Annotated in this window: 35 protein-coding genes; 23 read left to right on the top strand and 12 right to left on the bottom strand. The window is 61.1% G+C overall.

Going from position 1 to position 21,467, the window contains the following annotated elements; genetic code table 11:
- Positions 1 to 65: 65 nt before the first annotated feature.
- The 8 genes from D6B98_RS15830 to D6B98_RS15795 form a co-directional block, all read right to left on the bottom strand.
- Positions 66 to 644 carry a hypothetical protein gene (locus tag D6B98_RS15830; protein ID WP_126257915.1) on the bottom strand — a complete coding sequence of 193 codons (579 nt, stop codon included), beginning with the start codon at positions 642 to 644 and terminating at the stop codon, positions 66 to 68.
- A 4-nt stretch (positions 645 to 648) separates the two neighbouring features.
- Positions 649 to 2,154, bottom strand: coding sequence for a DnaB-like helicase C-terminal domain-containing protein (locus D6B98_RS15825; RefSeq protein ID WP_126257914.1), 1,506 nt, complete (start codon positions 2,152 to 2,154; stop codon positions 649 to 651).
- Positions 2,155 to 2,277: 123 nt separating this feature from the next.
- Positions 2,278 to 2,973: a hypothetical protein gene (locus D6B98_RS15820; protein ID WP_126257913.1), complete on the bottom strand. Its 696-nt coding sequence runs from the start codon at positions 2,971 to 2,973 to the stop codon at positions 2,278 to 2,280.
- A complete protein-coding gene (locus D6B98_RS15815) occupies positions 2,970 to 3,161 on the bottom strand; it encodes a hypothetical protein (protein WP_126257912.1) in 192 nt (63 codons plus the stop codon). Before D6B98_RS15815 ends, D6B98_RS15820 begins: the two co-directional genes overlap by 4 nt.
- Positions 3,158 to 3,553, bottom strand: coding sequence for a RusA family crossover junction endodeoxyribonuclease (locus tag D6B98_RS15810; protein ID WP_164718646.1), 396 nt, complete (start codon positions 3,551 to 3,553; stop codon positions 3,158 to 3,160). Before D6B98_RS15810 ends, D6B98_RS15815 begins: the two co-directional genes overlap by 4 nt.
- Entirely contained in the window at positions 3,550 to 3,759 is a 210-nt protein-coding gene (locus D6B98_RS15805; protein WP_126257910.1) for a LexA family protein, read from the bottom strand. Before D6B98_RS15805 ends, D6B98_RS15810 begins: the two co-directional genes overlap by 4 nt.
- Complete coding sequence (locus D6B98_RS15800; protein WP_164718645.1) at positions 3,756 to 4,250, bottom strand: helix-turn-helix domain-containing protein; 495 nt, start codon at positions 4,248 to 4,250, stop codon at positions 3,756 to 3,758. The genes D6B98_RS15805 and D6B98_RS15800 overlap by 4 nt, the downstream gene beginning before the upstream one ends.
- 54 nt (positions 4,251 to 4,304) lie before the next feature.
- The gene (locus D6B98_RS15795; protein WP_245481394.1) at positions 4,305 to 4,694 is read right to left on the bottom strand and encodes a hypothetical protein; all 390 of its coding nucleotides are present in this window, start codon (positions 4,692 to 4,694) and stop codon (positions 4,305 to 4,307) included.
- A 35-nt stretch (positions 4,695 to 4,729) separates the two neighbouring features.
- On the opposite strand from D6B98_RS15795, the gene D6B98_RS15790 reads away from it, so the two are divergent.
- On the top strand, positions 4,730 to 5,179 hold the full coding sequence (locus D6B98_RS15790; protein ID WP_126257908.1) for a hypothetical protein: 450 nt from the start codon (positions 4,730 to 4,732) through the stop codon (positions 5,177 to 5,179).
- Positions 5,180 to 5,286: 107 nt separating this feature from the next.
- Here the strand turns inward: D6B98_RS15790 and D6B98_RS41945 are convergent, their stop codons facing one another.
- On the bottom strand, positions 5,287 to 5,478 hold the full coding sequence (locus D6B98_RS41945) for a ClpX C4-type zinc finger protein (RefSeq protein WP_126257907.1): 192 nt from the start codon (positions 5,476 to 5,478) through the stop codon (positions 5,287 to 5,289).
- The gene (locus D6B98_RS15780; protein ID WP_126257906.1) at positions 5,471 to 5,695 is read right to left on the bottom strand and encodes a hypothetical protein; all 225 of its coding nucleotides are present in this window, start codon (positions 5,693 to 5,695) and stop codon (positions 5,471 to 5,473) included. The genes D6B98_RS41945 and D6B98_RS15780 overlap by 8 nt, the downstream gene beginning before the upstream one ends.
- On the opposite strand from D6B98_RS15780, the gene D6B98_RS15775 reads away from it, so the two are divergent.
- From D6B98_RS15775 to D6B98_RS15685, 20 genes are all read left to right on the top strand, one after another.
- The gene (locus tag D6B98_RS15775; protein ID WP_126257905.1) at positions 5,688 to 6,131 is read left to right on the top strand and encodes a hypothetical protein; all 444 of its coding nucleotides are present in this window, start codon (positions 5,688 to 5,690) and stop codon (positions 6,129 to 6,131) included. The two genes, D6B98_RS15780 and D6B98_RS15775, sit on opposite strands and share 8 nt — an antisense overlap.
- A gap of 411 nt (positions 6,132 to 6,542) precedes the next feature.
- Complete coding sequence (locus D6B98_RS15770) at positions 6,543 to 6,902, top strand: hypothetical protein (RefSeq protein ID WP_126257904.1); 360 nt, start codon at positions 6,543 to 6,545, stop codon at positions 6,900 to 6,902.
- Entirely contained in the window at positions 6,902 to 7,111 is a 210-nt protein-coding gene (locus tag D6B98_RS15765; RefSeq protein ID WP_126257903.1) for a hypothetical protein, read from the top strand. The genes D6B98_RS15770 and D6B98_RS15765 overlap by 1 nt, the downstream gene beginning before the upstream one ends.
- On the top strand, positions 7,111 to 7,281 hold the full coding sequence (locus tag D6B98_RS39900; RefSeq protein ID WP_164718643.1) for a hypothetical protein: 171 nt from the start codon (positions 7,111 to 7,113) through the stop codon (positions 7,279 to 7,281). The genes D6B98_RS15765 and D6B98_RS39900 overlap by 1 nt, the downstream gene beginning before the upstream one ends.
- Positions 7,282 to 7,363: 82 nt before the next feature.
- Complete coding sequence (locus D6B98_RS15760) at positions 7,364 to 7,642, top strand: hypothetical protein (protein WP_126257902.1); 279 nt, start codon at positions 7,364 to 7,366, stop codon at positions 7,640 to 7,642.
- Positions 7,635 to 8,291 carry a hypothetical protein gene (locus tag D6B98_RS40855; RefSeq protein WP_245481393.1) on the top strand — a complete coding sequence of 219 codons (657 nt, stop codon included), beginning with the start codon at positions 7,635 to 7,637 and terminating at the stop codon, positions 8,289 to 8,291. Before D6B98_RS15760 ends, D6B98_RS40855 begins: the two co-directional genes overlap by 8 nt.
- The gene (locus D6B98_RS15750; protein WP_126257901.1) at positions 8,291 to 8,596 is read left to right on the top strand and encodes a hypothetical protein; all 306 of its coding nucleotides are present in this window, start codon (positions 8,291 to 8,293) and stop codon (positions 8,594 to 8,596) included. The genes D6B98_RS40855 and D6B98_RS15750 overlap by 1 nt, the downstream gene beginning before the upstream one ends.
- 24 nt (positions 8,597 to 8,620) lie before the next feature.
- A complete protein-coding gene (locus tag D6B98_RS15745) occupies positions 8,621 to 9,013 on the top strand; it encodes a recombination protein NinB (protein ID WP_126257900.1) in 393 nt (130 codons plus the stop codon).
- Positions 9,010 to 9,360 carry a DUF968 domain-containing protein gene (locus D6B98_RS15740; protein WP_126257899.1) on the top strand — a complete coding sequence of 117 codons (351 nt, stop codon included), beginning with the start codon at positions 9,010 to 9,012 and terminating at the stop codon, positions 9,358 to 9,360. Before D6B98_RS15745 ends, D6B98_RS15740 begins: the two co-directional genes overlap by 4 nt.
- A gap of 228 nt (positions 9,361 to 9,588) precedes the next feature.
- On the top strand, positions 9,589 to 10,347 hold the full coding sequence (locus D6B98_RS15735; protein ID WP_164718642.1) for a DNA-methyltransferase: 759 nt from the start codon (positions 9,589 to 9,591) through the stop codon (positions 10,345 to 10,347).
- A gap of 169 nt (positions 10,348 to 10,516) precedes the next feature.
- Entirely contained in the window at positions 10,517 to 10,747 is a 231-nt protein-coding gene (locus D6B98_RS15730) for a hypothetical protein (protein WP_126257897.1), read from the top strand.
- A gap of 25 nt (positions 10,748 to 10,772) precedes the next feature.
- The gene (locus D6B98_RS15725; RefSeq protein WP_126257896.1) at positions 10,773 to 11,351 is read left to right on the top strand and encodes a hypothetical protein; all 579 of its coding nucleotides are present in this window, start codon (positions 10,773 to 10,775) and stop codon (positions 11,349 to 11,351) included.
- A gap of 39 nt (positions 11,352 to 11,390) precedes the next feature.
- A complete protein-coding gene (locus D6B98_RS15720) occupies positions 11,391 to 11,639 on the top strand; it encodes a hypothetical protein (protein ID WP_126257895.1) in 249 nt (82 codons plus the stop codon).
- Positions 11,636 to 11,785: a hypothetical protein gene (locus D6B98_RS39895; protein ID WP_164718641.1), complete on the top strand. Its 150-nt coding sequence runs from the start codon at positions 11,636 to 11,638 to the stop codon at positions 11,783 to 11,785. The genes D6B98_RS15720 and D6B98_RS39895 overlap by 4 nt, the downstream gene beginning before the upstream one ends.
- Before the next feature lie 9 nt (positions 11,786 to 11,794).
- Entirely contained in the window at positions 11,795 to 12,547 is a 753-nt protein-coding gene (locus tag D6B98_RS15715; protein ID WP_126257894.1) for a hypothetical protein, read from the top strand.
- Positions 12,548 to 12,745: 198 nt separating this feature from the next.
- On the top strand, positions 12,746 to 13,357 hold the full coding sequence (locus D6B98_RS15710) for a hypothetical protein (protein ID WP_126257893.1): 612 nt from the start codon (positions 12,746 to 12,748) through the stop codon (positions 13,355 to 13,357).
- A gap of 292 nt (positions 13,358 to 13,649) precedes the next feature.
- Positions 13,650 to 13,862: a hypothetical protein gene (locus tag D6B98_RS15705; RefSeq protein WP_126257892.1), complete on the top strand. Its 213-nt coding sequence runs from the start codon at positions 13,650 to 13,652 to the stop codon at positions 13,860 to 13,862.
- A 665-nt stretch (positions 13,863 to 14,527) separates the two neighbouring features.
- Positions 14,528 to 15,664 carry a tyrosine-type recombinase/integrase gene (locus tag D6B98_RS15695; RefSeq protein ID WP_126257890.1) on the top strand — a complete coding sequence of 379 codons (1,137 nt, stop codon included), beginning with the start codon at positions 14,528 to 14,530 and terminating at the stop codon, positions 15,662 to 15,664.
- Between the two features lie 364 nt (positions 15,665 to 16,028).
- Positions 16,029 to 16,583, top strand: a complete 555-nt coding sequence (locus tag D6B98_RS15690; protein ID WP_126257889.1) for a PAS domain-containing protein — start codon at positions 16,029 to 16,031, stop codon at positions 16,581 to 16,583.
- A gap of 129 nt (positions 16,584 to 16,712) precedes the next feature.
- Complete coding sequence (locus D6B98_RS15685) at positions 16,713 to 17,846, top strand: DJ-1/PfpI family protein (protein ID WP_126257888.1); 1,134 nt, start codon at positions 16,713 to 16,715, stop codon at positions 17,844 to 17,846.
- A gap of 52 nt (positions 17,847 to 17,898) precedes the next feature.
- On the opposite strand, the gene D6B98_RS15680 is transcribed toward D6B98_RS15685, so the two are convergent.
- On the bottom strand, positions 17,899 to 18,285 hold the full coding sequence (locus tag D6B98_RS15680) for a COG4315 family predicted lipoprotein (protein ID WP_205680488.1): 387 nt from the start codon (positions 18,283 to 18,285) through the stop codon (positions 17,899 to 17,901).
- A 145-nt stretch (positions 18,286 to 18,430) separates the two neighbouring features.
- Here D6B98_RS15680 and D6B98_RS15675 point away from each other — a divergent pair, with 145 nt between their 5' ends.
- Together D6B98_RS15675 and D6B98_RS15670 are read left to right on the top strand one after the other, a co-directional pair.
- The gene (locus D6B98_RS15675; RefSeq protein WP_126257887.1) at positions 18,431 to 18,934 is read left to right on the top strand and encodes a GNAT family N-acetyltransferase; all 504 of its coding nucleotides are present in this window, start codon (positions 18,431 to 18,433) and stop codon (positions 18,932 to 18,934) included.
- Between the two features lie 129 nt (positions 18,935 to 19,063).
- On the top strand, positions 19,064 to 19,357 hold the full coding sequence (locus D6B98_RS15670) for a hypothetical protein (protein ID WP_126257886.1): 294 nt from the start codon (positions 19,064 to 19,066) through the stop codon (positions 19,355 to 19,357).
- A 78-nt stretch (positions 19,358 to 19,435) separates the two neighbouring features.
- On the opposite strand, the gene D6B98_RS15665 is transcribed toward D6B98_RS15670, so the two are convergent.
- Complete coding sequence (locus D6B98_RS15665; protein ID WP_126257885.1) at positions 19,436 to 21,385, bottom strand: DEAD/DEAH box helicase; 1,950 nt, start codon at positions 21,383 to 21,385, stop codon at positions 19,436 to 19,438.
- Positions 21,386 to 21,467 lie beyond the last annotated feature (82 nt).

Raw genomic sequence — 21,467 nt, 5'->3', positions numbered from 1 at the left:
TCTTGCGACAATGGCAATTTGCATGTTCTGAGCGTACGGTCAACTATTTTGTACCGATCCGCAAGTTATCCACAGACCTCAAGACGCTTCCGCCCAGTTCGCTCCTTCGCGAAGCCGTAGACGAACGCCAGCGTGTGCAGATGAAGAAACACAGTCGTTCCAAAATACCGCTCCCAGCGCTGTCCCGAGAAGCCACGCGATGCCGCGATCTGCTTGTAGCTCTGGCCGTGGATTAGAACGTCATGCATGAGGGCTGATCCGTCCGCCCCCAACTCCCTGTAGACAATGGCAAGCTGCAAGGCTGCCTTCTGCTGCGCCTCGGTGATGGGCTCTGGCATCATCCCGCCGTCAACGAACTCCTTGCCGGGATCTATCGCTCGAGGGCCGCGCTCTGCCGCCTCGAAATCCTTCTGGAAGGCAAGCCCGCCTCGGAATTGCGCCTCATCGATCTGCTTCCGGGCATGCATGTCAGCCAGAGGATCGTCCCGGCGAGACCGGGCTGCCAGGATCTTGGCGCCGGCCTCATACGGGTCTTCGATCTCAACGAAATAGACCTCTGCGCCGCGTCCGAGCTCTTGTGCTCTGCGATCGACCACCTTGGACGGATCGTACGGCGTCCGCTTCCGCCTGACGTGCTTGTTCATGCCCCTAGTACCCCATCTGATAGTCGGTTGAGACGTAACGCCCCTCACTCAACTTGAAATCCATCGCCAGCTTGCACGGATACCCCAACTCTTCGAAACGCGACTTCCGGTGATACAGGTGCGCTTCGGTCTTCCGGTTCGTGCCGTCGAACACCTCCGGCCGATGAACCACGAAACCCTGGTCCACCATGTTTTCCCAATTCTTGGATCCGCTGATGTCCTCAAGCCCAGGCGCTTGCCCCCGCCGTGCGCTGTCCATCTTGGCGGGATGCGCCAGAATCTGGACGTGGCAGTTCATGTCGTGGGCGAAAGCGTGAAGGGTGCGCAGGCAGCGCCCTATGTATTCCGTCTCGCTCTCGTCCCGCCCCCGTGACGCCTCAAGCCGATTCCAAGGATCTGCCTGGATGATCCTGGCGCCGTGGCGAACGACGGCGATCTCGGCCATGTCCAGGAACCATTCGAGCGTCGGACGCTGCTCGGGGTGGACAAGAAACAGATACCGATCGCGGATCCACGCATCGGCCCTGGTCTTGTCCTCCTGCGTCAAATCCTTTTCGAGCTTGCCAACCAGCAGCGTGCGGAGTTGCCGGCGAAGATGGGGCTTGGGGCGCGTCTCGAATGACGCCACGCAAGCCGGAACGCCGTACTGCTTCACCACCTGGAACCAGATTTGCGACCACATGGCCGTCTTGCCGTGGCCGGGATGGCCCGTCACCACGCTCAACGTTCGCGGCGCCAGCTTGATCTTGTTTTCCCACTCCGGGAATCCCGGATCCCAGAGCGTCAGCGGCGGCGGCTCAGGAAGCTCGTCAAGGCGATACAGGCCAGCCACGGGCCATTGCAGCGCCCCATCCGTAACAAGCTCGCTCAGAGCGTCCGCGCCGTCCTTGATGAGGTATTCGTTGGCGTCCTTGATGCCCTCCGGCCAGTCCACGAACCAGAACCTGGCAGCTCCGAGGATCCGAACCATGTCGGCCCGCAGGGCATGGCCGCTACCGTCAGCATCGCCACACCAAACGAACTTCTTGACCTTGGACAGACCGGCCGCGAGCGCTTCCTTCACGTAGTCATAGCCCCGCATGTCCTGCGGGTTGTCCGCCGCCTTTTGCTTCGCCCCGTTGGGGACGGACAGCACGCGATCGGGCGGGATCCCTGCCTCGACCAATGCACAGGCGTCCAGCTCACCCTCAACGATGAACACCTCGTTCGGCGCCGCCTTCAGAACCTGTTCAAGATTCCAAAATGAGAGCTTGAACCCGCCGCCGGCCACGAAGCCCTTGTCTGGATACGAACGCGCCTTCCAGCCGTCCTTGAAGCGGAAGAAAACCGCCTCCGACTTCCGGGAAAGGTCAGGAAAGAATGCCGTACCGGATGCGACGGGCAGCAGCGCTAGAGTATCCGAGCTGATCCCACGGGTCTTTTGCAGCCACTGGCCTGCGGCCGCGCTGATCCGCGAAGACGGCTCCGGACCAACCGCAGTGCCAACAGTGATATTTTCCCGCATCCCCATCAATATTCACCCCTAAGCAGCGATCGCGCTTCTTTTGCCTTGTCGGACTACAGCGAGGGCAAATCACCCTCTGCTCCCCTGGTTTGTTGCGCGCCCGGATCCCGAGCTTCTCGAGCTGATCAATCACCATGCCTCGCCCCTCGCTCGCAGGTCTTCGACCCCTCCCCCGCGCCCTCGGATGATTGCGCCGATGTATTCCCGAGGATCCGATTTGGTTGATGCAGTCAGCAGGGCTGAATGAGCCAGGGCGACGTTACGATCCTTCGCCTTGAGAAGCTGACCGGCCAGAGACCGCCCGCTGCCACCAAGGATCTGCGCCGCCTGATCGAAGAATGCTTTTTCAGGATTGACCAATTCGACAACCTGCGCGCCTTTTGGCGCGGCATCTTTCTTTTCTTCTCTATTCTCCTCTTTATCTTCTCTAGCGTTACATTGCGTTACATTGCGTTTCATTGCGTTACGATGAGCGCGAACACGCTCAGTCGAGTTGTCCTCACGCTTCGGCTGCCTTTTTTCCCAAGCCGACAAACACCCTGAAACAATTATGCTTTTCTGCTTAAGCTCCTCAACGATTGCGCTGACGGCGGCTTCCGAGAAGCCAGAAAACATCGAGTACGTTTCGATGTCGAAACCCTCAACGTTGCCCCTCTGTTCTGCCTGACTGGCACAGTCAAAGAGAGCCCAGACCACGGCGGAAACCATGCCTGGCGTGATCTGTGTTTCATGCGTTTCATTGCGTTTCATTGCGTTACGAGCAATGAGAAGCCATTTTGGATCGGTGGGCGCGCCGTGCCATGACCTGAACCAATCGACGCTCATGCTGCGTCTCCCAGGTAGGAGCGCACGGCTTCGGCCGCCAACGTCTCCGGCTTAATGCCGGATTTCATCGCCTCGGCGTAGAGAGCGACGGCGATGGGGCCGGCGAGCTCTACGTTGATAACGACCGGCGCGAGCCGATCAGTGATGCGCTGGGTAATGTCCCCCAGCTTCTGCCAGTTGTCGGTCACGCGGCCTCCGCGTTATCCTTCGTGTTGTCAGGAACGCGGTTGAAGATTGACGCAACAGTTACTCGGACGCCTTCGACATCGGGCGCCCACTTCAGCTTGATCTCACGAACGACCGTATTGTCGTCGGCCTGGATGATGCCATGGCTAACGAGCAAGTCGGTCAACGCCTTTTCACGATTTCCGAGATCGAACTTACGTTTGCCAGATGGCTCCTGAACTTCATACAGGAGGATTACGGGGCCAACGTGTTTCTTAGGGCGTTGACGCATGATCTCTGCGCCGGCCTCGTAAATCCAGCTATCGTATCGCTGGGTCCGAAACCTTCCACCGTTTCTACTGTTGGCCCACAGGCCATTGACAGACGGCGGCATCGGGAGAATGAAACTGCTCACTGCAACACCTCGATCGACCGAGGTGAGCCATATCGGCGGGAGATAAGTCCCTTGCGCTGCATGTTGTCGAGCATCCGGCAGACGAAGCCTCGAGAGTCCGTCTTCAGGTGCGCGGCGATCTGCCATTGAAACGGTGCGTAACCGAATTCACTCACATGACGCCGGATATAATCCATAGCCTGCTGCTCGCGTTGGGAGGGCTTCATACCAGCAACTCCGCGTGCGCGATGTCGTAGGCGACGGTCCAGTCCGTCTTCATCGCCTGTTCGATCTTGCGGTAGCCGTGCAGGACCGTGGTGTGGTCGCGGCCGCCGAATCTCTCGCCAATGTGCGGAAATGATTTCTTCGTCAGCTCTCGCGAGAGATAGAACCCGATCTGCCGCGCATAGGCCAGCGCCGCCACGCGGCTGGAGCTTTTCAGATCCTGAGTCGAAATATTGAAGTGCTGAGCGACCGCAAAGATGACCTTGCCGATCGTTGCGCAGTTCTGGTCAAACTCCTCGACAAGAGAGAACGATGGCTCGCGATGAGCCGGCAGAGGAATGGCCCTCTGCCGCTTGATCCAGGCCTCGATTGTGTCGAACTCAGTAACCGGGGCCGGTATCGGCTCCGGCTTCACCTCAACCTTCTGCCTCGGTTGAGACATGCGAATGAGGCGCTCTTTGCGAGCGCGGTGCAGTTCTTCTTGCAGTGACATCCCCTGCTCCATCAATGGCCCGCATGTTGTGATGCTGGCGGGCCTATTCAGCGTCTACGGATCTTTGCCCAGATGCGGGCCAACCACAGCCTTAGCCGCGCAAACAGCATTGCTGTCAGCCCCGGCGATTTCCTCTGTTTTTTTAAGGTCATTTTCCAGCTTTCGCAGTTGCCGTTCGCATTCCGCGCGATAAGCCGCCCTGATGGTCTCGTAGACCGAGACACTGATTATCCGCAGGCGCTCCCGGCGATATCGGAGCGACCAGAGGAAGCCGTAATCGATGCCGTATTCGCGCTCGATCTGGCGCATGGCATTTTCGGTGTCGCCAGGCCCGCGCGCCCTCATGCGCGTTAGGTCTTTCGACCACATCGCGGCCTGATCCAGATACGCGGCGTCAGACACTGGCAAACCCCTCTTGCTACTCTGCAAAAACTTCTTGGACACTTGAAAACTCCTCACGGTGTATATTGCCCACACCCATGAAGAACTCACCCAACGATAACGAAGAACTCAGTTTCATTACGCTGGCCGCTGTAACGGCCAACGTCGTGAAATATCTAATAACCAAGACGCTGCCGACGCAGGATCTTGTTGCGCCGGCGGAGACGGTGAGACTCCGTAATGACAACGATGTCAGCGACGGTGGTCACAACGGGGCGCTGGTTCTCGCGAACCACACTGGCCCAAATCTCAAACGGCAAGAACACCATCTCGAAGATGTTGAACATGAACTACTCCCAATAGATCAGAGTTGCTGCGACGAACCATGCGACGAAAAGGGCAAGACCGCCGGCCGCGACACAACCCCACACGAAACAGGCTGTGGCAAATTCTCGGATGTCAGTCATGCCGTGAAGAAAGGGCCCAGAGCCGAAGCTCCGGGCAGTCTGCCGGAAGCGCCGGGAGGCAGCGCGCGGCGTAATAGTTAAGGTCTCGGCACCATGTAAAGCGTATGTGCCGCGAGAGCCCGCGTGTTTGTCGGATCCCCCCGTCGCGACAACACGCGGGCTACTTTTTTCGAAATGCCAGTGAATGGTCATGCTGCATCCCCACCGTTATCGTCTTGATCCGGGAACTGGATTTCGCGGGCGACCTTCTTCAACTCTTCCGCGATAATGTTTGCGCAGCGCCCTACGCATTCGTTGCAAATCTTCACGCCATCAGTCGTGATGAGCCGAAAGACTTGGCTGCTGTCCTTGCCGCAGAATGAGCAATTCCCATTAGACATTTTCGGCCTCCGGGACGCCCCACAATTTGGAGGGCGCTGACTTGCCGCGCGCCTTCAAAGCTGCCCGCATGATCAGCAATGTGCTGCTCGGGAACGAATTGCGGTTTTTCCACATCGAGACAGCGTGCAGGCTTCTGCGGCCCGTCAACGCGGCAACCTCCCGGTTGCCTCCGAGGGCCTCGATAACCTCTTCAATGGAATTGAGCCGCGTGATCATGAAACCCTTCTACCTCACGAAACGTGAGGTCGTCAAGTCTCAAGAATTAGAAATAGGAATCTTCCCAAATTTGAATAGGATTGGTTCCATGTACGAGCGTAGAGAAACCGGGGGCAAGGCCGCTCCGATCGCCAGGAGGTTTAGGGCGATCATGCGGGCGACCGCAAAGCCCAACGAGAACGCCACCCAATGGGCCTATCGTATGGGCCTCGGACCTACCGCCGTGAGCAACTTCCGCAACGGTATTCCGGTATCATCGCGTGCGGCCGATCTCATCGCGACGAAGACCGGCATCGGGAGCGACTATATCCGGCGAGGGGACGAGAGGTTCCTTACCGTTGATATGCGCCAGCGCCTGGAAGAGGCAATGGAAGCGCTGGATCGCGAGGAAGGGCCTGACGCCCTACCCGGTAAACGGCAGAACGTTGGTACCTAGCCGACGCGGCTCTGTGTGAGGGACGTCGTTCGCCACGAGAAAGCTGTCCACCAGCTCCTTTAGCGCCTGCACTACCATCAAAGCGTCTGCCGAATTTTCGGGCAGTTGACTCGCCAGCACGATCGCCTGGCGGCGGTGCCATTGCAGCGGCATTTCCATTCCCAGCCCCCTAAATCAGGTCCGGCATCAGAACAGAACGCGAACCTGTTAAGGGTTGGTGTTCTTTTTATGTCGGGACGGCGGCTAAGGTTTCATAACCCCAGATAGTTGTAAACTAAACTTTCGCGCCCCGTTGCCTCACGCCGTAGTAGTACGGATATTCACATTCCGTGAAAAAAATATCCTGGACAGGCTTGCATACTCACAAAACGTGAGGTATGTTCTCCCCATCAGCACGGGGAGCCGCACACCATGAACCAGCATCTTCCGCCTTCCAACCTCCGCGAAGTTACCTTCGCCAAGCCGGCCGTTACCGAGCAGTTCATTGTCATCCGCGGAACGCGCCGGGGCAACGTGTCCTACGTCGAAGACACCCTCATGGGCCGTGCCGACGTGATTGCTCATGTCTCTGAGGACATCGAGCAGCTTCATCAGGTCATCGCCTTCGATCTCGGCAACGGCACCTCCCGCGACGCTACCAGCGAGATTACCAGCATCATCTTCGAGCGCTGGGCGCAGGATAGCAAGGAGCTGACCCGCTCGCAGCGTGACGCCGTCGCTTCGTTCAGGGGCGAGGCGTTCGCCAACTGCTTCCGTGTGGAGGCTGCGTGATGACCACCCACATCATCAACGGCGTGAAGATCCACACCAATCACGATTACCCGCCAATCCCGGTTCGCAACATGGACTGGTCCGCAGTCACGGATGACTACGACTGTGATTGCGATCAGGACGGCTTCTTTTCCACGCATCCGGTCGGGCGCGGCGCCACTGAGCAGGAAGCCATCGCTGACCTCCTTGAGCAGTTGGAGGAAGCGTGATGCGCTTCAAGATCGATTTCGCCCGCAGCTCATATCACCCGTTCGTCTTGTTCTGGCGCAGGCCGGGACTGCTTGGCGGATCATGGGTGAAGATCGATGACTTCCGAACGATGGAAGAGGCGAAGGCGCATTACGAGCTGATCAAGGACTTGCCGGAGTACCTGCCATGATCCCCGAGAACCGCATCGATCTTTTCTGCGCATGCCTGATCGCCGGCATGGGCGCCTTCGCAATCGCAAAGTGGATGCTGTGATGGAAACCGTAGATCTCGATCGCTTGGATGAAGTTGTTCGCAGGGCGATGGATGAACCGCCCCTCTCTGCCGAAGAGCAGATCGAAAGGCGCATGGATTACGTCCTCCGCGAGATGGACGAGTTCATGGCGATGGCAGCCAACCCCGAGACGGTTGACCTGATCGACCACAACCGCGTGCTGATGGGCCAGATCATGACCCGCGCACAACTGATCGGCGCGTTCCTGATGGCGCGCAACACGAAACCCGGCCTCCGCGTGGTGCAGAACAATGGCTAACCGTCTCCCCAAGGAAATCTCCGACTTCATGGAGAAGTACGGCGTCCGGTCGGATGAGGTCTGGCCGGTGCCGGGCGGCAAGGCTTACGCCGTCAAGCACAAGGCGCTGGAGCGTATTGCTGTTGCGCAGAAGATCACGTTCGAGCGGCCGGCCGTCATCGGCTGCGACTTGTCCGAGAAGTCCATGGTTGTCTGCGTGTTCGGCAAGATGGGCGACCGCGAAGAGTGGACGTTCGGCGAAGCCAATCCGGCCAACAACAAGAACCAGTATTTCGCGGCGATGACGGAGAAAAGGGCGAAAGACCGCGTGATCCTGAAGCTGCTGTCTGCTCACGGCGATCTCTATTCCGAGGACGAGGCCGAGGACTTCAAGCGCGCCCCTGCGGCAGATGATGAAGGCATTCCGAGGGCGTCCGGAGTCCAGGTTCTCACCGTTGACGCGCAGCGCCCGATCTTCTCCGAGCTTGAGCGCGAAATGCTCAACAGCGGCACCGTCGAAGAACTGAAGCGATGGAAGCTGATGGCGAAGGAGCGCGCGTCACGCCTCTCCGACAGTTGGCGCAAGGTGCTCAGCGACAGATACCTCGAATATCTCCGCACGCTCGAAAAGCGCGAGGCAGACGAATACATTGAAAGGATGACAGGCTAATGGCTTACGAACAGCGCGACAATTCCGGGGTTCTCTTCAAGAACGACCGCAAGGAGAAGGACACCCACCCGGACTACACGGGCAACGGCATGATTGACGGCCGAGAGTACTGGATCTCGGCGTGGCTCAAGGACGGCGCAAAAGGCAAGTTCTTCTCGTTCGCCTTCAAGCCGAAGGAGGCTGCGCCGAAGGAACAGTTCGTTGGCGGCAATGGTCGGGCAGCTCGCCAAGATCCGGTCTCAACGGGGCGTCCTCGCAACGCCGACATGGACGACGATATCCCGTTCGCTCCGGAGTTCCGCTGACGACTAAACGCTTCGGGGGAAGCAATGACACGCGCAGTTATCGTTCTGACACAAGAGGCCGAGCGCCAGAAGGCGGCTCGCTGGGCTGCCAAGCTGCCGCCCGGTACTCGCATCGAGTTCAAGGCTCCCAAGCGCTCGATTCCTCAGAACGATCGCATGTGGGCCATGCTGACCGATATCTCTTCGCAGTTGAAGTGGCACGGGCTGCGGCTGACCGCTGACGACTGGAAGCTGATCTTCCTGGACGCCTTGAAGCGCGAGGTCCGCATGGTGCCGAACCTCGATGGCAACGGCTTTGTCAGCCTCGGCCGATCGTCCTCCGATCTGTCCAAGGCCGAGATGACGGATTTGATCGACCTCATCAGTGCATTCGGCGCCAACCATGGCGTGGTGTTTCATGATCGGATGCCGGAATGAGACAGCGTCAACCCCGCGTCCACGACGAAGCTCACCTGGCCTTCATTAGAAGTTTGCCGTGCGTGATGTGCGGCGACGATACCTCAACCGAGGCCGCGCATCTCCGCACTGGAAGCCTGCGCTACGGCAAGAAGCCGACCGGGATGGGCGAGAAGCCGCACGATAGATGGTGTTTGCCGTTGTGTGGCCGCTGTCACCGCCGGCAGCACCAGGGGAACGAGCTCGAGTTCTGGCTGAACCAGAACATCAACCCGTTCGTCCTTTCGATGTCGCTGCATGCGGCTACGGGAGACCATGAGGCCGCAATGGAAGTCCTGAAAGAGCAAACGCATCAAGTGTTCGCATGACCATCATCGCCATCATTCTAGGACTCGCCGCCCTGCTTCTCGTTTCAGGCTGGGCCTATCGCGCGCTGCTGCGCATGTATCGATCGTGAGGTTTGAACATGGGTCCGGTCAGTCAGATCTCAATCTGGATTTTCATCGCGACGAGCGGCGCCGGTCTGCTGATGGCGCTGATCGTCAATGGCCTGATGGCGCTTGCTCGGTGACGCTACGACAACGGGGATAGCTAATTTGAGCCGAATTGAGACCATAGCTGAAGGCGTCACCCTATACCTCGGGGATTGCAGGGAAATCCTGCCGACGTTGGACGGCATCAAGCACATCATCTCGGACCCGCCGTATGAGGACGAGCTGCATGCTGCAACTGACAAAATTCGCCGCAACGACGGCCGCGTCAGCGTGCTTGGCCTCAATTTTGAGGGCATCAACGCCAGCCGTGACGAGGTGGCCGCCGCGCTGGTGAAGGCGTCTAACGGATGGCTCATCGTCTTCACCCTTGCCGAGGGTGTCCGCGCATGGCGCGACCCGATCCAGGCTGCCGGCGGCAAGTGGGACACCACCCTTGCGTGGATTAAGCCGGATGCCAGCCCTCGTTTTAACGGCCAAGGCGCAGCCCGCGGTTTTGAGTGCGCCGTCACGGCATGGTGCGGCAAGGGCTATCGCAGTTGGAACGCTGGCGGAAAGCGCGGAATCTACACCCACTGCGTCAACGTAGGACGGCAGGGAGAGCATCCAACCGAAAAACCCCTTTCCCTGATGGCCGAGATTGTCCGGGACTACACACAGCTCGGAGAACTGATTTGCGACCCCTTCTGCGGCTCCGGGACAACCGGCGTTGCTGCCGTCAAGGCCGGGCGCCAGTTCATCGGCATCGAGCGCGACGAAAAGTGGTTTGACCTGTCGCGCCGCCGCATCACCGAGGCGCTGCGCCAGCCCGACATGTTCGTGCAGGCGCCCAAGCCCGCGAAGCAGGAGGCATTCGAGCTATGACCTTCCACCGCTGGGTCATTCACGCGCGCGTGCCGGACTACCTGCTTTGCGGGTGGATGGCGCTGCCGACGCTGGAAGGCACGGGCCACGGCATCTACTCGGCGCATTGCGTTTGGCTCTGCGGCTGCAGGTTGGTCGAACCATATTTCGCATCATAGGGGGCTAAGGCATGAAGAATTTCACTAACGGAGCAATTGTCTTCCGCGTTTGGCCTGATGGTTCAGGCGAGATCATCGCCAAGTTTCAATATTTCTCACATGCGAAAGACTTCGCCGCAATGAGGTCCAACCAAGACCTGGGCGAGAGGTCGGACTGCACTCACTTCTACCTCGCAGTCTGCGAGGCAGAAAACGAGATGCAAGCCTACCGCCCCTCCGCGCTCTCATCGCCAGTGCTCTGAACCACTACAAACAAAGGGGAATTTTATGCGCGACTATGACGAATATGAACCCGAAGCGGAGGAAATGATGGACAGCGCCAAGCCGACCGGAGACGGCATAAAGGTCGAGATCAACCAATACGCCATGGAACGTATCGAGGCCGCCTGTATGGCGGGTGTCAGGCAGGAGATTTCTCGAAAGATCGAGACGATCATCGAGGAAAACATTCGCGAGATCGTGGAAGAGCGCCTGCAATCGGTCGTCGGTAAACTCGCGGAAGAGTCGATCCTGAAGTACCTGACCGAGCCGCGCCCGCGAACCAATTCTTGGGGCGAGAAGGTCAGTGGCACCCCAATGACGATTTCGGATCAGATCCCAGACAAGGTGGCTGGCTATCTTGCTGAGCACGTTGACCGTGATGGCCGCCCGGATCGCTCCTACGGCAAGGTTACGCGCCTCGATTGGATCATCAGCAAGTTCGTTACGACTGAGCTGGAGGTCGCGACCAAGACCGCCGCAAATCAGGTCTCGGAACAGGCCAAGAAGGTGGTGGCTGCGCACGTCGGCCGATTTGTTGCCGAGCAAATGATTCCGCAAATCGATGTGAGCAAGACGGCGGCCTAGGCCCCGTCCCACGTTCTCCTCTCCTGAACGGGCCACTCCATGAGCGAACCGAAAATGACACGGAAGGAAGCCGAGGCGATCAGTGGCCGGAGCGAAAGCTGGCTCAAGAGCCACACTTGCGCCTGGTGCGATCAAATCCTCTGGCGAGCCCTGCGCTACGGCTGCGGCGCGGTCTACGAGAAGTGCGACCCGTCCAAGAAGGACTTCTCTCCGGCTGGCAAGCCCAACACCGCCGGCCCGAGGAGCGGCACCGCAGAACTGTCTCTCCACAAACAGGCATCCACATGACACGCGACACGTTGATCAAATGCGGAATGAACGCCTTGGTGGTCGCGCTTGCCGCCAGCATCCCGTTCGGGATCGCGATGACGTTCTACATGGACGACGCGAAGTGGCTTTGGTTCTGCGCGCCGATCCTGATCTTTTTGAGCTAGGGGCAAACGATGACTGAGCATCAGAACTGTTCCGCTGCCACCACCGACGACAATACGATGCGCGATGACCCGATGTTCAACCGGGGCGTCCAGCACGTCGTTGACCTACTTTCAAAAACCATCGGCGCCGAAGGCTGGGTGGCTGGCGATGGATCTGAGGACTACGACTGCGATCTAGAGCAGACTTTGCTCAACATCCTTGCGGCTAAAGGGCTTTACGACAAGGACGAGGGCGAGTTCGCCACGCTTGCTCGCTCCTCTGCCGAGACCACCAATGTGTCGCCGGTCGAAATCGAACGTGCCGATGCGATGAACGCCGGCCTAAACGAGGAGGCTTTTCGCAAGGCGTGGCTGGCCTTCCAAAATACACCAATCGATTTGGTTGCGGATAGCGACGACGAGACCTGCAAGTGTCTGTCCAATGCGATCAGGACCTTCGTGCGAGCTGCCCACAATGCCAAGGAACCTCAAACCAACGAATACCTCAGGGGCTATGCAATCGGCCTTCATGACGGAAAGGTCGGCTCTTGCGCCGCTGCCGCGCTGGATGAGGAGGAGTCATATCTTCATAGCCTGATACCGGATACCGGCTCCATCACATCGAGCGATATCGAAGGCGCGTTTCACCGGCTCAGGGAGCGCATGAGCGCTCAACCGCAGAAAGCGCCCGCCGCCACGTTCCACGGGGCTCGGTGCTCGTCATATCCCAACTGCAATGGCGGATGCGGTCTCGGCTGCGCTCACGATATCGAACATTCATAGGGGAGCGGAGGAGATGGGAAGACTAGTTTTGGTTTGCGCAGTGATGGGCCTGTTCGCCGTTGGCGCAGTGATGCTTGGAGATGATGGCAACGGGTCTCTGCGTATTTGGGGGTGCTGCCGATGAACTCCGGTCGCGCGAGCCCTTTGAAGGAGAAGACGCTTTTGGGATGCCCATTCTGTGGCGAGAGCCGGATCTCGTTGAACAAGCCGAACGAGTTTTATCGATACGGTTCGATCAATTGCCCGGCGTGCTTGGTCACCATGCCAGGGGCCTGCAGAGACGAAGAAGAACTCATCGAGGGCTGGAACACCCGCGAAGGAGAATCAACAACAGGGATTAAGAGAGTGACACACGAACAGATTGTCGAAGCTGTAGGAGCGATCCGCACACGAGAAGATGCTCTGCGTCTTATAGAGAGGATCTTCGATCTTAGCCAAGCCAACGAACGGTCATCCACTGGAAGTGTGCGTGACTACATTGCGAACTATCGCTTCGAGATGGACGGCGGCGGTTCCTACCGCCCGACCGCGCATGAAGAAGCGATGATCGAAGACGCGATCGAGGGTTATATCGCCAGCTTACCGCAGACAGTCCCGATGCCGGCGAAAACGCGCCCGGCCGATTGCCTAGACCCTATGGGCTGTCTCTGGAAGCACGTTCCGACATCGCCTGAAATTGGTTTGCATCTATGCAGCCGGTTCGGCTGTCCTCACACGACCTCGGCCGGTTCGGCGGTGCCGCGCCCGCAGCTCGAGGCCGGGGATGGCCCACATCCTTCGCACAACCACCGGAGCCCGTCCGATGTTTAAGAGCCTATGGTGCGCAATTTTTCATCGCCGCAATCGATATCGAGTTTGGGCGTCGATGGATTGGGAGCACATGCGATGCGACAAATGCCGGCTGACTTGGCCTGAGCCTCGCAAGCCGCCTAAATCTCTTCGCAAACCAGCGGCGTCCACCTGGATGGACAAGCTGTGATGGCTCCCTTTCAGAAATCAGCCCCGGTTTTTAAAGCTGCTCAGCAAGCTGAGAGTGAGCCGTCGGTGACGCCGGCTTGTGCCGGGGCTGATACCCACACTCCCCAGGTCACGGAGCCACCCCATGAGTGAACTGCAAATCGCAGTCGTTGCGATGTGCTTGATGGGCATCGCATTCGCCTGGTGCGTCAAATGTCTGTTCGACGCCTTTGTGGTGCATCTGCAAAATCAGTCAGCATTGACCGACAGGGCCGTCAAACAGGCGGGCGAGGCCGTCGCGCTGAACGGGCGAATCCTGGAGGCGTTCAACCGTGCTGTCAAAGGAGCATCGAAGTGATCCTTTCCGCCGCCGAAAAGAAGGTGCTGACAATGCTCAGAAGCTGCGACGGCCCTATGCCAGTTGATTGGCTGAAGCCTCATTATCGCACCGCGATCCCACGGCTGCGTGAATTAGGGATACTTCGCAAGCGAGACCCAGAGTGGGCGCACCTCACGAAGCTGGGCCACACGGTTGATGTGGGATCACCGCGGGAGGGGCGATAGATGAAATTAAACTGCGGGAAATCTTGGGAAACTCGGCATCGAGAGAAGCAGGATTGGCACAGGTATTTCGCTTGGTGGCCAACGCGCGTCTCGGATTTCGATTGCCGCTGGCTTGAATACGTGGAGCGGAAAGGACGTTACATTTCCGGCCCTGGATACGGCCTATGGAATTGGACGTATCGCGCCCTCCCTCCGGCAGACCGACAAGTCACTAAGGATACTGAGGCAAGTCAGTCATGAACGAGAGATGGCCGGCGGCATTGAACCTTGCGGAGGCGGCCGAGTATTGCGGGCTGTCCGTCGTGACGTTCAAGAACGCCTGTCCGGTTAAGCCTATCAGCCTCACGGAATCCACACGCGGGAACCGATGGTTGAGATCCAGCCTCGACGGCTGGCTTTCTGCCCTCGACCCGAATAAGCAATCTTCCCCATCAGGACGACGGTTCGGGGAGAGACTAGGTGGTCAAGGTGCGGCTAGAGGGGCTTAAGATCGCCCGCGCTCGCGGCAAATATTACGTCTATGTCCGGGCGACAGGACACGCGCTGTTGCGCGGCTTCGAAGGCTCGCCCGAGGCGCTGCGGAAGCGCCTGGCGCAGCCGGACATGATTGGCGCCTACAATGTGCGCCGCCGCAAGCGGACCTATCCAGAGCAGAGCCTGGGCTGGCTGGTGGAATGGTTCCTGAAGTCGAACGAGTTCAAGGATCTTAGCAAGACCACGCAGGACGAATACAGCGACCGGCTCAAGTACCTGGAGCCCGAGTATGATTTCCCGCTTGAGGACCTGACGACCGCCGACATCTACGGGGTACGCGACAAGTGCGTCCGCGAGAAGTGGCCGGCCTTTGCCGACAAGATGGTGACGGCGCTGTCGTCCATGTTCGCGCTCGCGGTGCAGCGAGGCTGGATGAAGATCAACCCGGCGCTCGGCATCAAGCGCGCGTCCAAGTCCAACCCGGAAGCCAACCGCGAGTGGCGGCCGGAGGAGTGGCAGACGGTGATGGCGAAGGCCCGCCTCGAGCTGAAGACCGCTTATATGCTGGCGCGGCATCTCGGCTATCGCAGCCAAAGCATCGTAGCCGTGACTTGGGAGAACTACCAGCCGGACAAGCGGTTCGGCATGTGCTTCCGGATGCGCCACAAGAAGAACTCGGAGCCGCACTGGCTGCCGGCCTCGCCCGAGCTGCAAGCCTATCTGGAATCGATCCGGCCGGTGAAGGCGACTGGCCCGATCGCGCTGCGCAAGGGCAAGCCGTGGGCGACGCCGTACAAGCTCCAGAAGGCGTCGAGCAACTTCCTGCGCAAGCTGGCGGCTGATGGACTGGTTGAGCCCGGACTCACCGAGCACGGCCTGCGCGTCACCTTCGCGGCTGAGATCAAGCGGCTGACCGGCGCCAATGACGACCAGGTGGCAGCGGCTCTCGGCGACCGCGACACCCGCATGGGAGCGCACTACACGCGGCACGTGGACCAGGAAAACAAGATCATTTTCCTGTGGGCACAGCGGGCGAGAACAGATCAAGATTTGGAAAACAGCAACAAAGATGTTTTCCAAATCGAGAAATCTGATAGTATCGATAACGACTTAGAAGAATAAGAAAGGCCCTGGGAAAGCCCTGCCTGTCCGTGTCGGCCTTCCGATGCCCGGAATGAAGGTGTATCCCCACCCCTCCCCGGCCCGTGGCCAAACTGTTTGACGCCCTGTGTACAGACCTCGCCGAGAACCTGGAGAAAGCGGCGGGGCTTGCGACTGGGATCACCATAACAGCGCCGATGCCGACGCAAAGCGCATAGTTAACTTAACGTTAACGACGCAAAGGCGGGCGTAAGGCAGGCGAAAACGCGCCTGCGGCATGGACGCTGCAAATCCCCTCCTGCACAACAACACAAGGGATCGCGGGTGCACTGAAGCGGGACAGGTCTGTCCCTTCGAGGTTGCACCCCGGGGTAAGCGTTCAGACATGAAACATCCGTCGAGCCGCGCGTTCTTCGCGTATTGGGACGACAAGCGCGGCGCCGCACGGGCCCCTGACCGGGCCGACATCGATCCGGCCGCGGTCCGCGGCCTGCTCGGCGACATCTTCGTGCTCTCGTGCGAGCCGAACCTCGGCTTCCCGTTCCGCGTCGCCGGCACGCGCGTCTGCGCGCTGGCGGGGCGCGACCTCAAGGACACGAGCTTTGCGGCGCTGTTCGACGATGCGAGCCGCGGCGAGATCGAGGAGATCACGACCATCGTCGCCGACGAGGCGTTGGGTGCGATCGCCGGCGTCACGGCCGCGCGCGCGGACGGCAGCAAGGCCTATCTCGAGCTGTTGCTGCTGCCCTTCAACGCCCGCCCGCATACGCCAGTGAGCGTGACCGGCGTGCTCGCGCCGTTCGACGACGAATGCGGCGCGCTTTCAGCCTTCACCCTCACCTCCTGGCGCTATCTGCACCAGCCGGAGAAACTGTTGCCGCGCGCGATCCGGAAGCTGCAGATCGCACGCGGGCTGATGGTGTATGAAGGGCTGAGATAGCCCCACTCGGTGACAATTGATTGCGCTGGTACACCGCGACCGTTTTTGCGGGATCTGCGTCATTCCTGATCGTGCTGCGAACGGATAATTTCCGCCTCGCGTGAGGTAACGATCGTCGGGTGACATCGCATGAGCTGGCGAATTCTGGCATGGAGCGCGCTCGGCTTCGTGGCGCTGCTGGCGGCGATCGGCGTGACCTGGCTGGTCCTGCTGCCCGGCTCGCCGGCTCCGGGAACCGCGCCCGCGATATCCAGGGACGAGACCGAGGCCACGCTTGCGGCGTTGAAACCGCCGAAGCGCAAACGCCCGCTGATCGCCATCGTCGGCATCAACGACATGACCGAGACGACCGACTATCTGATGCCATACGGCATTCTCGCGCGCGCCGACGTCGCCGACGTGCTCACATTGGCGACGCAGCCCGGCCCCGTCGCGCTCTATCCCGCGCTGAAAGTGCAGCCGCATGCGACCATCGCCGAGTTCGATGCCGCGCATCCCGACGGCGCCGATTACGTCATCGTGCCCGCGTTGAGCCGCGAAGACGATGCGCTGGCCTTGCAGTGGATCAGAAGCCAGGCCGGCAAAGGCGCGACCATCATCGGCGTCTGCGTCGGTGCCAAGGTCGTCGCCAACACCGGGCTGCTCGACGGCCGGAAGGCCACCACGCACTGGTATTCCGTGCGCGATCTGCAAAAGCATGCCGCGATCCGCTACGTCGCGGACCGCCGGCTGGTGGTCGACCGCGGCGTTGCGACGACGACCGGCATCACCGCATCGATGCCGATGGCCCTGACCCTGGTCGAGGCCATCGCCGGCCGCGCCAAGGCGGAGGCGGTCGCCCGCGAGGTCGGTCTCGCGGGGTGGGATGCGCGCCACCGCAGCGAGGCGTTCCAGTTCACCCGCCCGTTCGCGCTGACGGCGATCGCCAACACGCTCGCATTCTGGAACCGCGAGCAACTCGGCATCGCCCTGACGCCTGATATCGACGAGGTGTCGCTCGCGCTTGTCGCCGATGCGTGGTCGCGCACCTATCGCTCGCGTGCCCTCACATTCGCGGCGACGGCAGAGGCGCAGACGAGTCGCGGCGGTGTCCGCATCCTGCCCGACACGGCCGTGGCCGACTGGCCGGCACGGCAGACGGCGCCGGCCGCCGTCGAGCTGCCGCCGGCGCGAGCGCTGGACCAGACCTTGCGCGCCATCGACGCTCGCTACGGGTCACGCACCGCCGACTTCGTCGCGATGCAGCTGGAATATCCGAGATAGCCGCACGGCACGCATCGACCGTCGCCTGCGACAGCCGATGCACAGAGCGCCGTTACGGCATCGCCAGGTGCCAGGCGCCGTTCAGGAAGCCGTCGCCGGTGATGTCGCCGGGCTTCTGGTCCTTGGCGAAAGTGTAGAGCGGCTTGCCCTTGTAGGCCCACTGCTTCGAGCCGTCGTCGCGGGTGATGATGGTGTAGCCGTCGCCGGCGGCATCGCTGGCCTCGGCCTTCAACACCGGCCAGTTGGTCGCGCACGGACCGTTGCAGGCCGACTTGCCGTCCGCATCCTTGTCGAAGGTGTAGAGCGTCATGCCCTTGGCATCGGTCAGCACGTTGCCCTTGTCGGTCTTGCCGGTCTTGGTCGGCGGTGCGGCGAAGGCGGCGGGAACGATCGCGAGCGATAGTGCGAGCGCGAGCGCAAGGCGGATCGAGGACGTCATGATGTCTCCTGTCATGCAATTGGCTTGCATGGGGTAGGACGCCGGACGCGGCCTCGTATTCCTCGGATGTCAGAAAGATATTTTTCGCTGCGCGCGTCAATGCAGCGGAATAAACTGGACCAACCGAGACAGAACGACGAAGAACATGAGCAAGCCGCACTGGCGTCCCGCACACACCTCCGATTTGCCCGCGATCAGCGCCATCGCGGCGCGGATCCATCCTGATTTTCCGGAACGCTCCGAGGTGTTCGCGGAGAAGATGCGGCTCTCTCCCGACGGATGCCGCGTGCTTGTCGCCGGCGATGAGATCGCCGGCTACGGGCTCGCGCATCCCTGGAAGCAGCATCAGATCCCGCCGCTCGATCGTTTCCTGGAACGACTCCCCGAAGATGCAGACTGTCTCTACGTGCACGATATTGCCGTGCTGCCGGATCAGCGCGGCGGCGTTACGCGCGCCTATGTGACCGGGATCGCGGAGCTGGCGCACGCAACCGGCATCGCGACGCTCGCACTGGTCTCGGTCTACGCAACGCGGCCGTTGTGGGAACGTCTCGGCTTCCGTGCCGTGGCGGCGGATGCGCTGCACGCGAAGCTGGCCTCCTACGGAGAAGGCGCGACCTATATGTTGCGCGACCTCGCTGCGACGTAACATCCCTCCCCGACCGTCCCGGGCTCACGCGGGCGTGAAACTGCCTCCTCGAACCGAGTCAGGTCAGCCGCCGTCGAAGGTGTGTGTGCGAGCCCTTCGGTCTCGCCGAACCGAGGCTGGAGAATATCCATGAAGCTCACATTGACGAAAGTCGCTTTGCTTGCATGCGTTGGGATTGCCGCGCTCACCGCGACCAGCGCCACCGCGAAGCAGTACCGGACCTATGGCTGCGACACCGCCTTCTTTGAAGGCTGCGGCTTCCTGATCGAGACGCCGAACGTGGGCAGAAAACCCACCACCGTCATCCATCGCGACACCTCACCCATCTACATGAAGCAGATCGATCCCCGCTACAGCTCGTCGATGCGCGACGCCGGCGGTGGTGGCGGAGGAGGTGGTGGTGGTGGCGGCGGAGGCCGCTGAGCCCGCGCCTGCCTTTTCAGATGATGTCGCCGGTGCAATCCGGCGGCATCATCGTCGTCTGTCGTGAACGGCGGCGATTCAGCCGCGCTGCTTTTTCTTCTTCGTCTTCTTTCCCGGTGCGCCCTTCACCGACCAGGGCGTCACCGACGGCTCCGCGCGGGCCTGCTTGTCGCGATGCTTCTTCTTTCCAAAAGGCGGCGCATCGTCGAATCTCGGTCCGCGCTCGCCGGACGGTTTGCCGCGCGGCTTGAATTCACGTGCCTCACGCGGTCGCTCGTCGCGGCGTTCGCGATGATCGCCATCGGCTCTCTCGCGAGCCGGCGCGTGTGACCGTTCCTCCGGCGGTGCCTGTCGTTGAGGCGCGTCCGCCATCGGCTCGATACGGATGCTGTCTTCCTTGTCCGGACGCTTGATCTTGGCCGCGAAGGACTCCGCGGCCCGCGCCGAGATCTCGAACTCGGTCGTGGTGTCCATGATCTTGATGGCGCCGATGTCGCGCTTGTCGATGCCGCCGCGGCGGCAGATCATCGGCAGCAGCCAGCGCGCTTCCGCGTTCTTGCGCCGCCCGATCGCGGCGCGGAACCAGACGCTGCCGTCGGCCATGCCGTGCTTCGACGACGCTTTTCCGGACTTCGCTCGCGGCCTGGCGGCACGATCGTCCCCGCCTTCGCCTTGAAATCTGTCGCGGCCGCGCTCGTCACGCGGCCGACCGCTCCGCTCGCCGGGATCGATGATGTCCTCGGGCGACGGCAGCCGCGCGCGATAGAGCCGCGCCAGTGCGGCGGCGATATCCTCGGCCGACCGCTCGGCCAACAACGCCTGCGCCAGCGCCAGATCGTCAGCCGTCGTTTCCTCGGTGAACAACACGTCCTTCATGCGCTCGTGATCGAGCTTGCGGATTTCGTCCGCCTGCGGCGCCGTGCCCCAGACCGCGTCCACCCCTGCGAGATTGAGCAGCAGCTCCGCGCGCCGCCGGCGGGCGGGCGGCACCAGCAGGACGCTCGTCCCCTTTCGGCCGGCGCGCCCGGTGCGGCCCGAGCGATGCTGCATCACCTCGGCATCGTTGGGCAGGTCGGCGTGAATGACGAGGTCGAGGCTCGGCAGATCGATGCCGCGGGCGGCGACGTCGGTCGCGACGCAAACGCGGGCGCGTCCGTCGCGCAGCGACTGCAGCGCCAGGGTCCGCTCGTTCTGGGTCAATTCGCCCGAGAGGGCGACGACGGAAAAGCCGCGCTCCAGCAGCGCCGCCTGCAAATGCCTGACCGCATCGCGCGTGCTGCAAAACACCAGCGCGCTCGGCGCCTCGAAGAAGCGCAGCACGTTGACGACGGCATGCTCGACGTCGGCAGGCGCGATCCGGATCGCGCGGTACTCGATGTCGGCATGGCCGCCTTCGTCGCCGGCGACCTCGATCCGGAACGCCTGGTGCTGGTATTGCTTGGCCAGCGCGACGATGCCGCGCGGGAACGTCGCCGAGAACATCAGGGTGCGGCGCGTATCCGGCGTGGTCTCGAGGATGAATTCCATGTCCTCGCGAAAGCCGAGATTGAGCATCTCATCGGCCTCGTCGAGGACGACCGCCTTCAATTCGGAGATATCGAGACGCCCGCGGCGCAAATGGTCGCAGAGCCGGCCCGGCGTGCCGACGACGATATGGGCGCCGGCCGCAAGCTCGCGCTGCTCGCGGCGCGGATCCATGCCGCCGACGCAGGAGACCACGCGCCCGCCCGTATGCCCATAGAGCCAGGCGAGCTCGCGCTGAACCTGCATCGCGAGCTCGCGGGTCGGCGCCACGATCAGGGCGAGCGGTGCGGCCGCGGATCCGAACTGCTCGGCATCGCCGAGCAGGTCCCTGGCCATGGCGAGGCCATAAGCGAGGGTCTTGCCGGAGCCGGTCTGGGCCGAAACCAGGAGGTCGCGATCGGCGGCTTCGTCCGCGAGCACGGCGAGCTGGACGGGGGTCGGAGAATCATAGTTCCGCTCGGCCAAAGCGCGGGCGAGCGGCGGGGTCAGGGCCGGAAAAGACACGGGATGGAGAACCTTGGTTAATTCAGGCGCGCAAACGGTGAACCGGCGGGCCTGAGCTCGCGTGCGCGGCAAACGGCCCGGC

It is taken from the genome of Bradyrhizobium sp. LVM 105, assembly GCF_003957705.1.
Classification (GTDB): Bacteria; Pseudomonadota; Alphaproteobacteria; order Rhizobiales; family Xanthobacteraceae; genus Bradyrhizobium; species Bradyrhizobium frederickii.
Note: the sequence above shows the minus strand (reverse complement) of the source record. Positions and strands in the feature narration are given on the sequence as shown.

What these genes read in the sequence shown, in the direction of transcription:
- D6B98_RS15820 (WP_126257913.1), bottom strand. Translation starts at nt 2,973, where the DNA reads ATGAGCGTCGATTGGTTCAGGTCATGGCACGGCGCGCCCACCGATCCA.
- D6B98_RS15770 (WP_126257904.1), top strand. Translation starts at nt 6,543, where the DNA reads ATGAACCAGCATCTTCCGCCTTCCAACCTCCGCGAAGTTACCTTCGCC.
- D6B98_RS40855 (WP_245481393.1), top strand. Translation starts at nt 7,635, where the DNA reads ATGGCTAACCGTCTCCCCAAGGAAATCTCCGACTTCATGGAGAAGTAC.
- D6B98_RS15830 (WP_126257915.1), bottom strand. Translation starts at nt 644, where the DNA reads ATGAACAAGCACGTCAGGCGGAAGCGGACGCCGTACGATCCGTCCAAG.
- D6B98_RS39900 (WP_164718643.1), top strand. Translation starts at nt 7,111, where the DNA reads ATGCGCTTCAAGATCGATTTCGCCCGCAGCTCATATCACCCGTTCGTC.
- D6B98_RS15760 (WP_126257902.1), top strand. Translation starts at nt 7,364, where the DNA reads ATGGAAACCGTAGATCTCGATCGCTTGGATGAAGTTGTTCGCAGGGCG.
- D6B98_RS15725 (WP_126257896.1), top strand. Translation starts at nt 10,773, where the DNA reads ATGCGCGACTATGACGAATATGAACCCGAAGCGGAGGAAATGATGGAC.
- D6B98_RS15790 (WP_126257908.1), top strand. Translation starts at nt 4,730, where the DNA reads ATGAAGAACTCACCCAACGATAACGAAGAACTCAGTTTCATTACGCTG.
- D6B98_RS15670 (WP_126257886.1), top strand. Translation starts at nt 19,064, where the DNA reads ATGAAGCTCACATTGACGAAAGTCGCTTTGCTTGCATGCGTTGGGATT.
- D6B98_RS15715 (WP_126257894.1), top strand. Translation starts at nt 11,795, where the DNA reads ATGACTGAGCATCAGAACTGTTCCGCTGCCACCACCGACGACAATACG.
- D6B98_RS15800 (WP_164718645.1), bottom strand. Translation starts at nt 4,250, where the DNA reads ATGTCACTGCAAGAAGAACTGCACCGCGCTCGCAAAGAGCGCCTCATT.
- D6B98_RS15730 (WP_126257897.1), top strand. Translation starts at nt 10,517, where the DNA reads ATGAAGAATTTCACTAACGGAGCAATTGTCTTCCGCGTTTGGCCTGAT.
- D6B98_RS15705 (WP_126257892.1), top strand. Translation starts at nt 13,650, where the DNA reads ATGAGTGAACTGCAAATCGCAGTCGTTGCGATGTGCTTGATGGGCATC.
- D6B98_RS15685 (WP_126257888.1), top strand. Translation starts at nt 16,713, where the DNA reads ATGAGCTGGCGAATTCTGGCATGGAGCGCGCTCGGCTTCGTGGCGCTG.
- D6B98_RS15690 (WP_126257889.1), top strand. Translation starts at nt 16,029, where the DNA reads ATGAAACATCCGTCGAGCCGCGCGTTCTTCGCGTATTGGGACGACAAG.
- D6B98_RS15765 (WP_126257903.1), top strand. Translation starts at nt 6,902, where the DNA reads ATGACCACCCACATCATCAACGGCGTGAAGATCCACACCAATCACGAT.
- D6B98_RS15825 (WP_126257914.1), bottom strand. Translation starts at nt 2,154, where the DNA reads ATGGGGATGCGGGAAAATATCACTGTTGGCACTGCGGTTGGTCCGGAG.
- D6B98_RS15680 (WP_205680488.1), bottom strand. Translation starts at nt 18,285, where the DNA reads ATGACGTCCTCGATCCGCCTTGCGCTCGCGCTCGCACTATCGCTCGCG.
- D6B98_RS15740 (WP_126257899.1), top strand. Translation starts at nt 9,010, where the DNA reads ATGAGACAGCGTCAACCCCGCGTCCACGACGAAGCTCACCTGGCCTTC.
- D6B98_RS15745 (WP_126257900.1), top strand. Translation starts at nt 8,621, where the DNA reads ATGACACGCGCAGTTATCGTTCTGACACAAGAGGCCGAGCGCCAGAAG.
- D6B98_RS15720 (WP_126257895.1), top strand. Translation starts at nt 11,391, where the DNA reads ATGAGCGAACCGAAAATGACACGGAAGGAAGCCGAGGCGATCAGTGGC.
- D6B98_RS15750 (WP_126257901.1), top strand. Translation starts at nt 8,291, where the DNA reads ATGGCTTACGAACAGCGCGACAATTCCGGGGTTCTCTTCAAGAACGAC.
- D6B98_RS15675 (WP_126257887.1), top strand. Translation starts at nt 18,431, where the DNA reads ATGAGCAAGCCGCACTGGCGTCCCGCACACACCTCCGATTTGCCCGCG.
- D6B98_RS39895 (WP_164718641.1), top strand. Translation starts at nt 11,636, where the DNA reads ATGACACGCGACACGTTGATCAAATGCGGAATGAACGCCTTGGTGGTC.
- D6B98_RS15780 (WP_126257906.1), bottom strand. Translation starts at nt 5,695, where the DNA reads ATGATCACGCGGCTCAATTCCATTGAAGAGGTTATCGAGGCCCTCGGA.
- D6B98_RS41945 (WP_126257907.1), bottom strand. Translation starts at nt 5,478, where the DNA reads ATGTCTAATGGGAATTGCTCATTCTGCGGCAAGGACAGCAGCCAAGTC.
- D6B98_RS15805 (WP_126257910.1), bottom strand. Translation starts at nt 3,759, where the DNA reads ATGAAGCCCTCCCAACGCGAGCAGCAGGCTATGGATTATATCCGGCGT.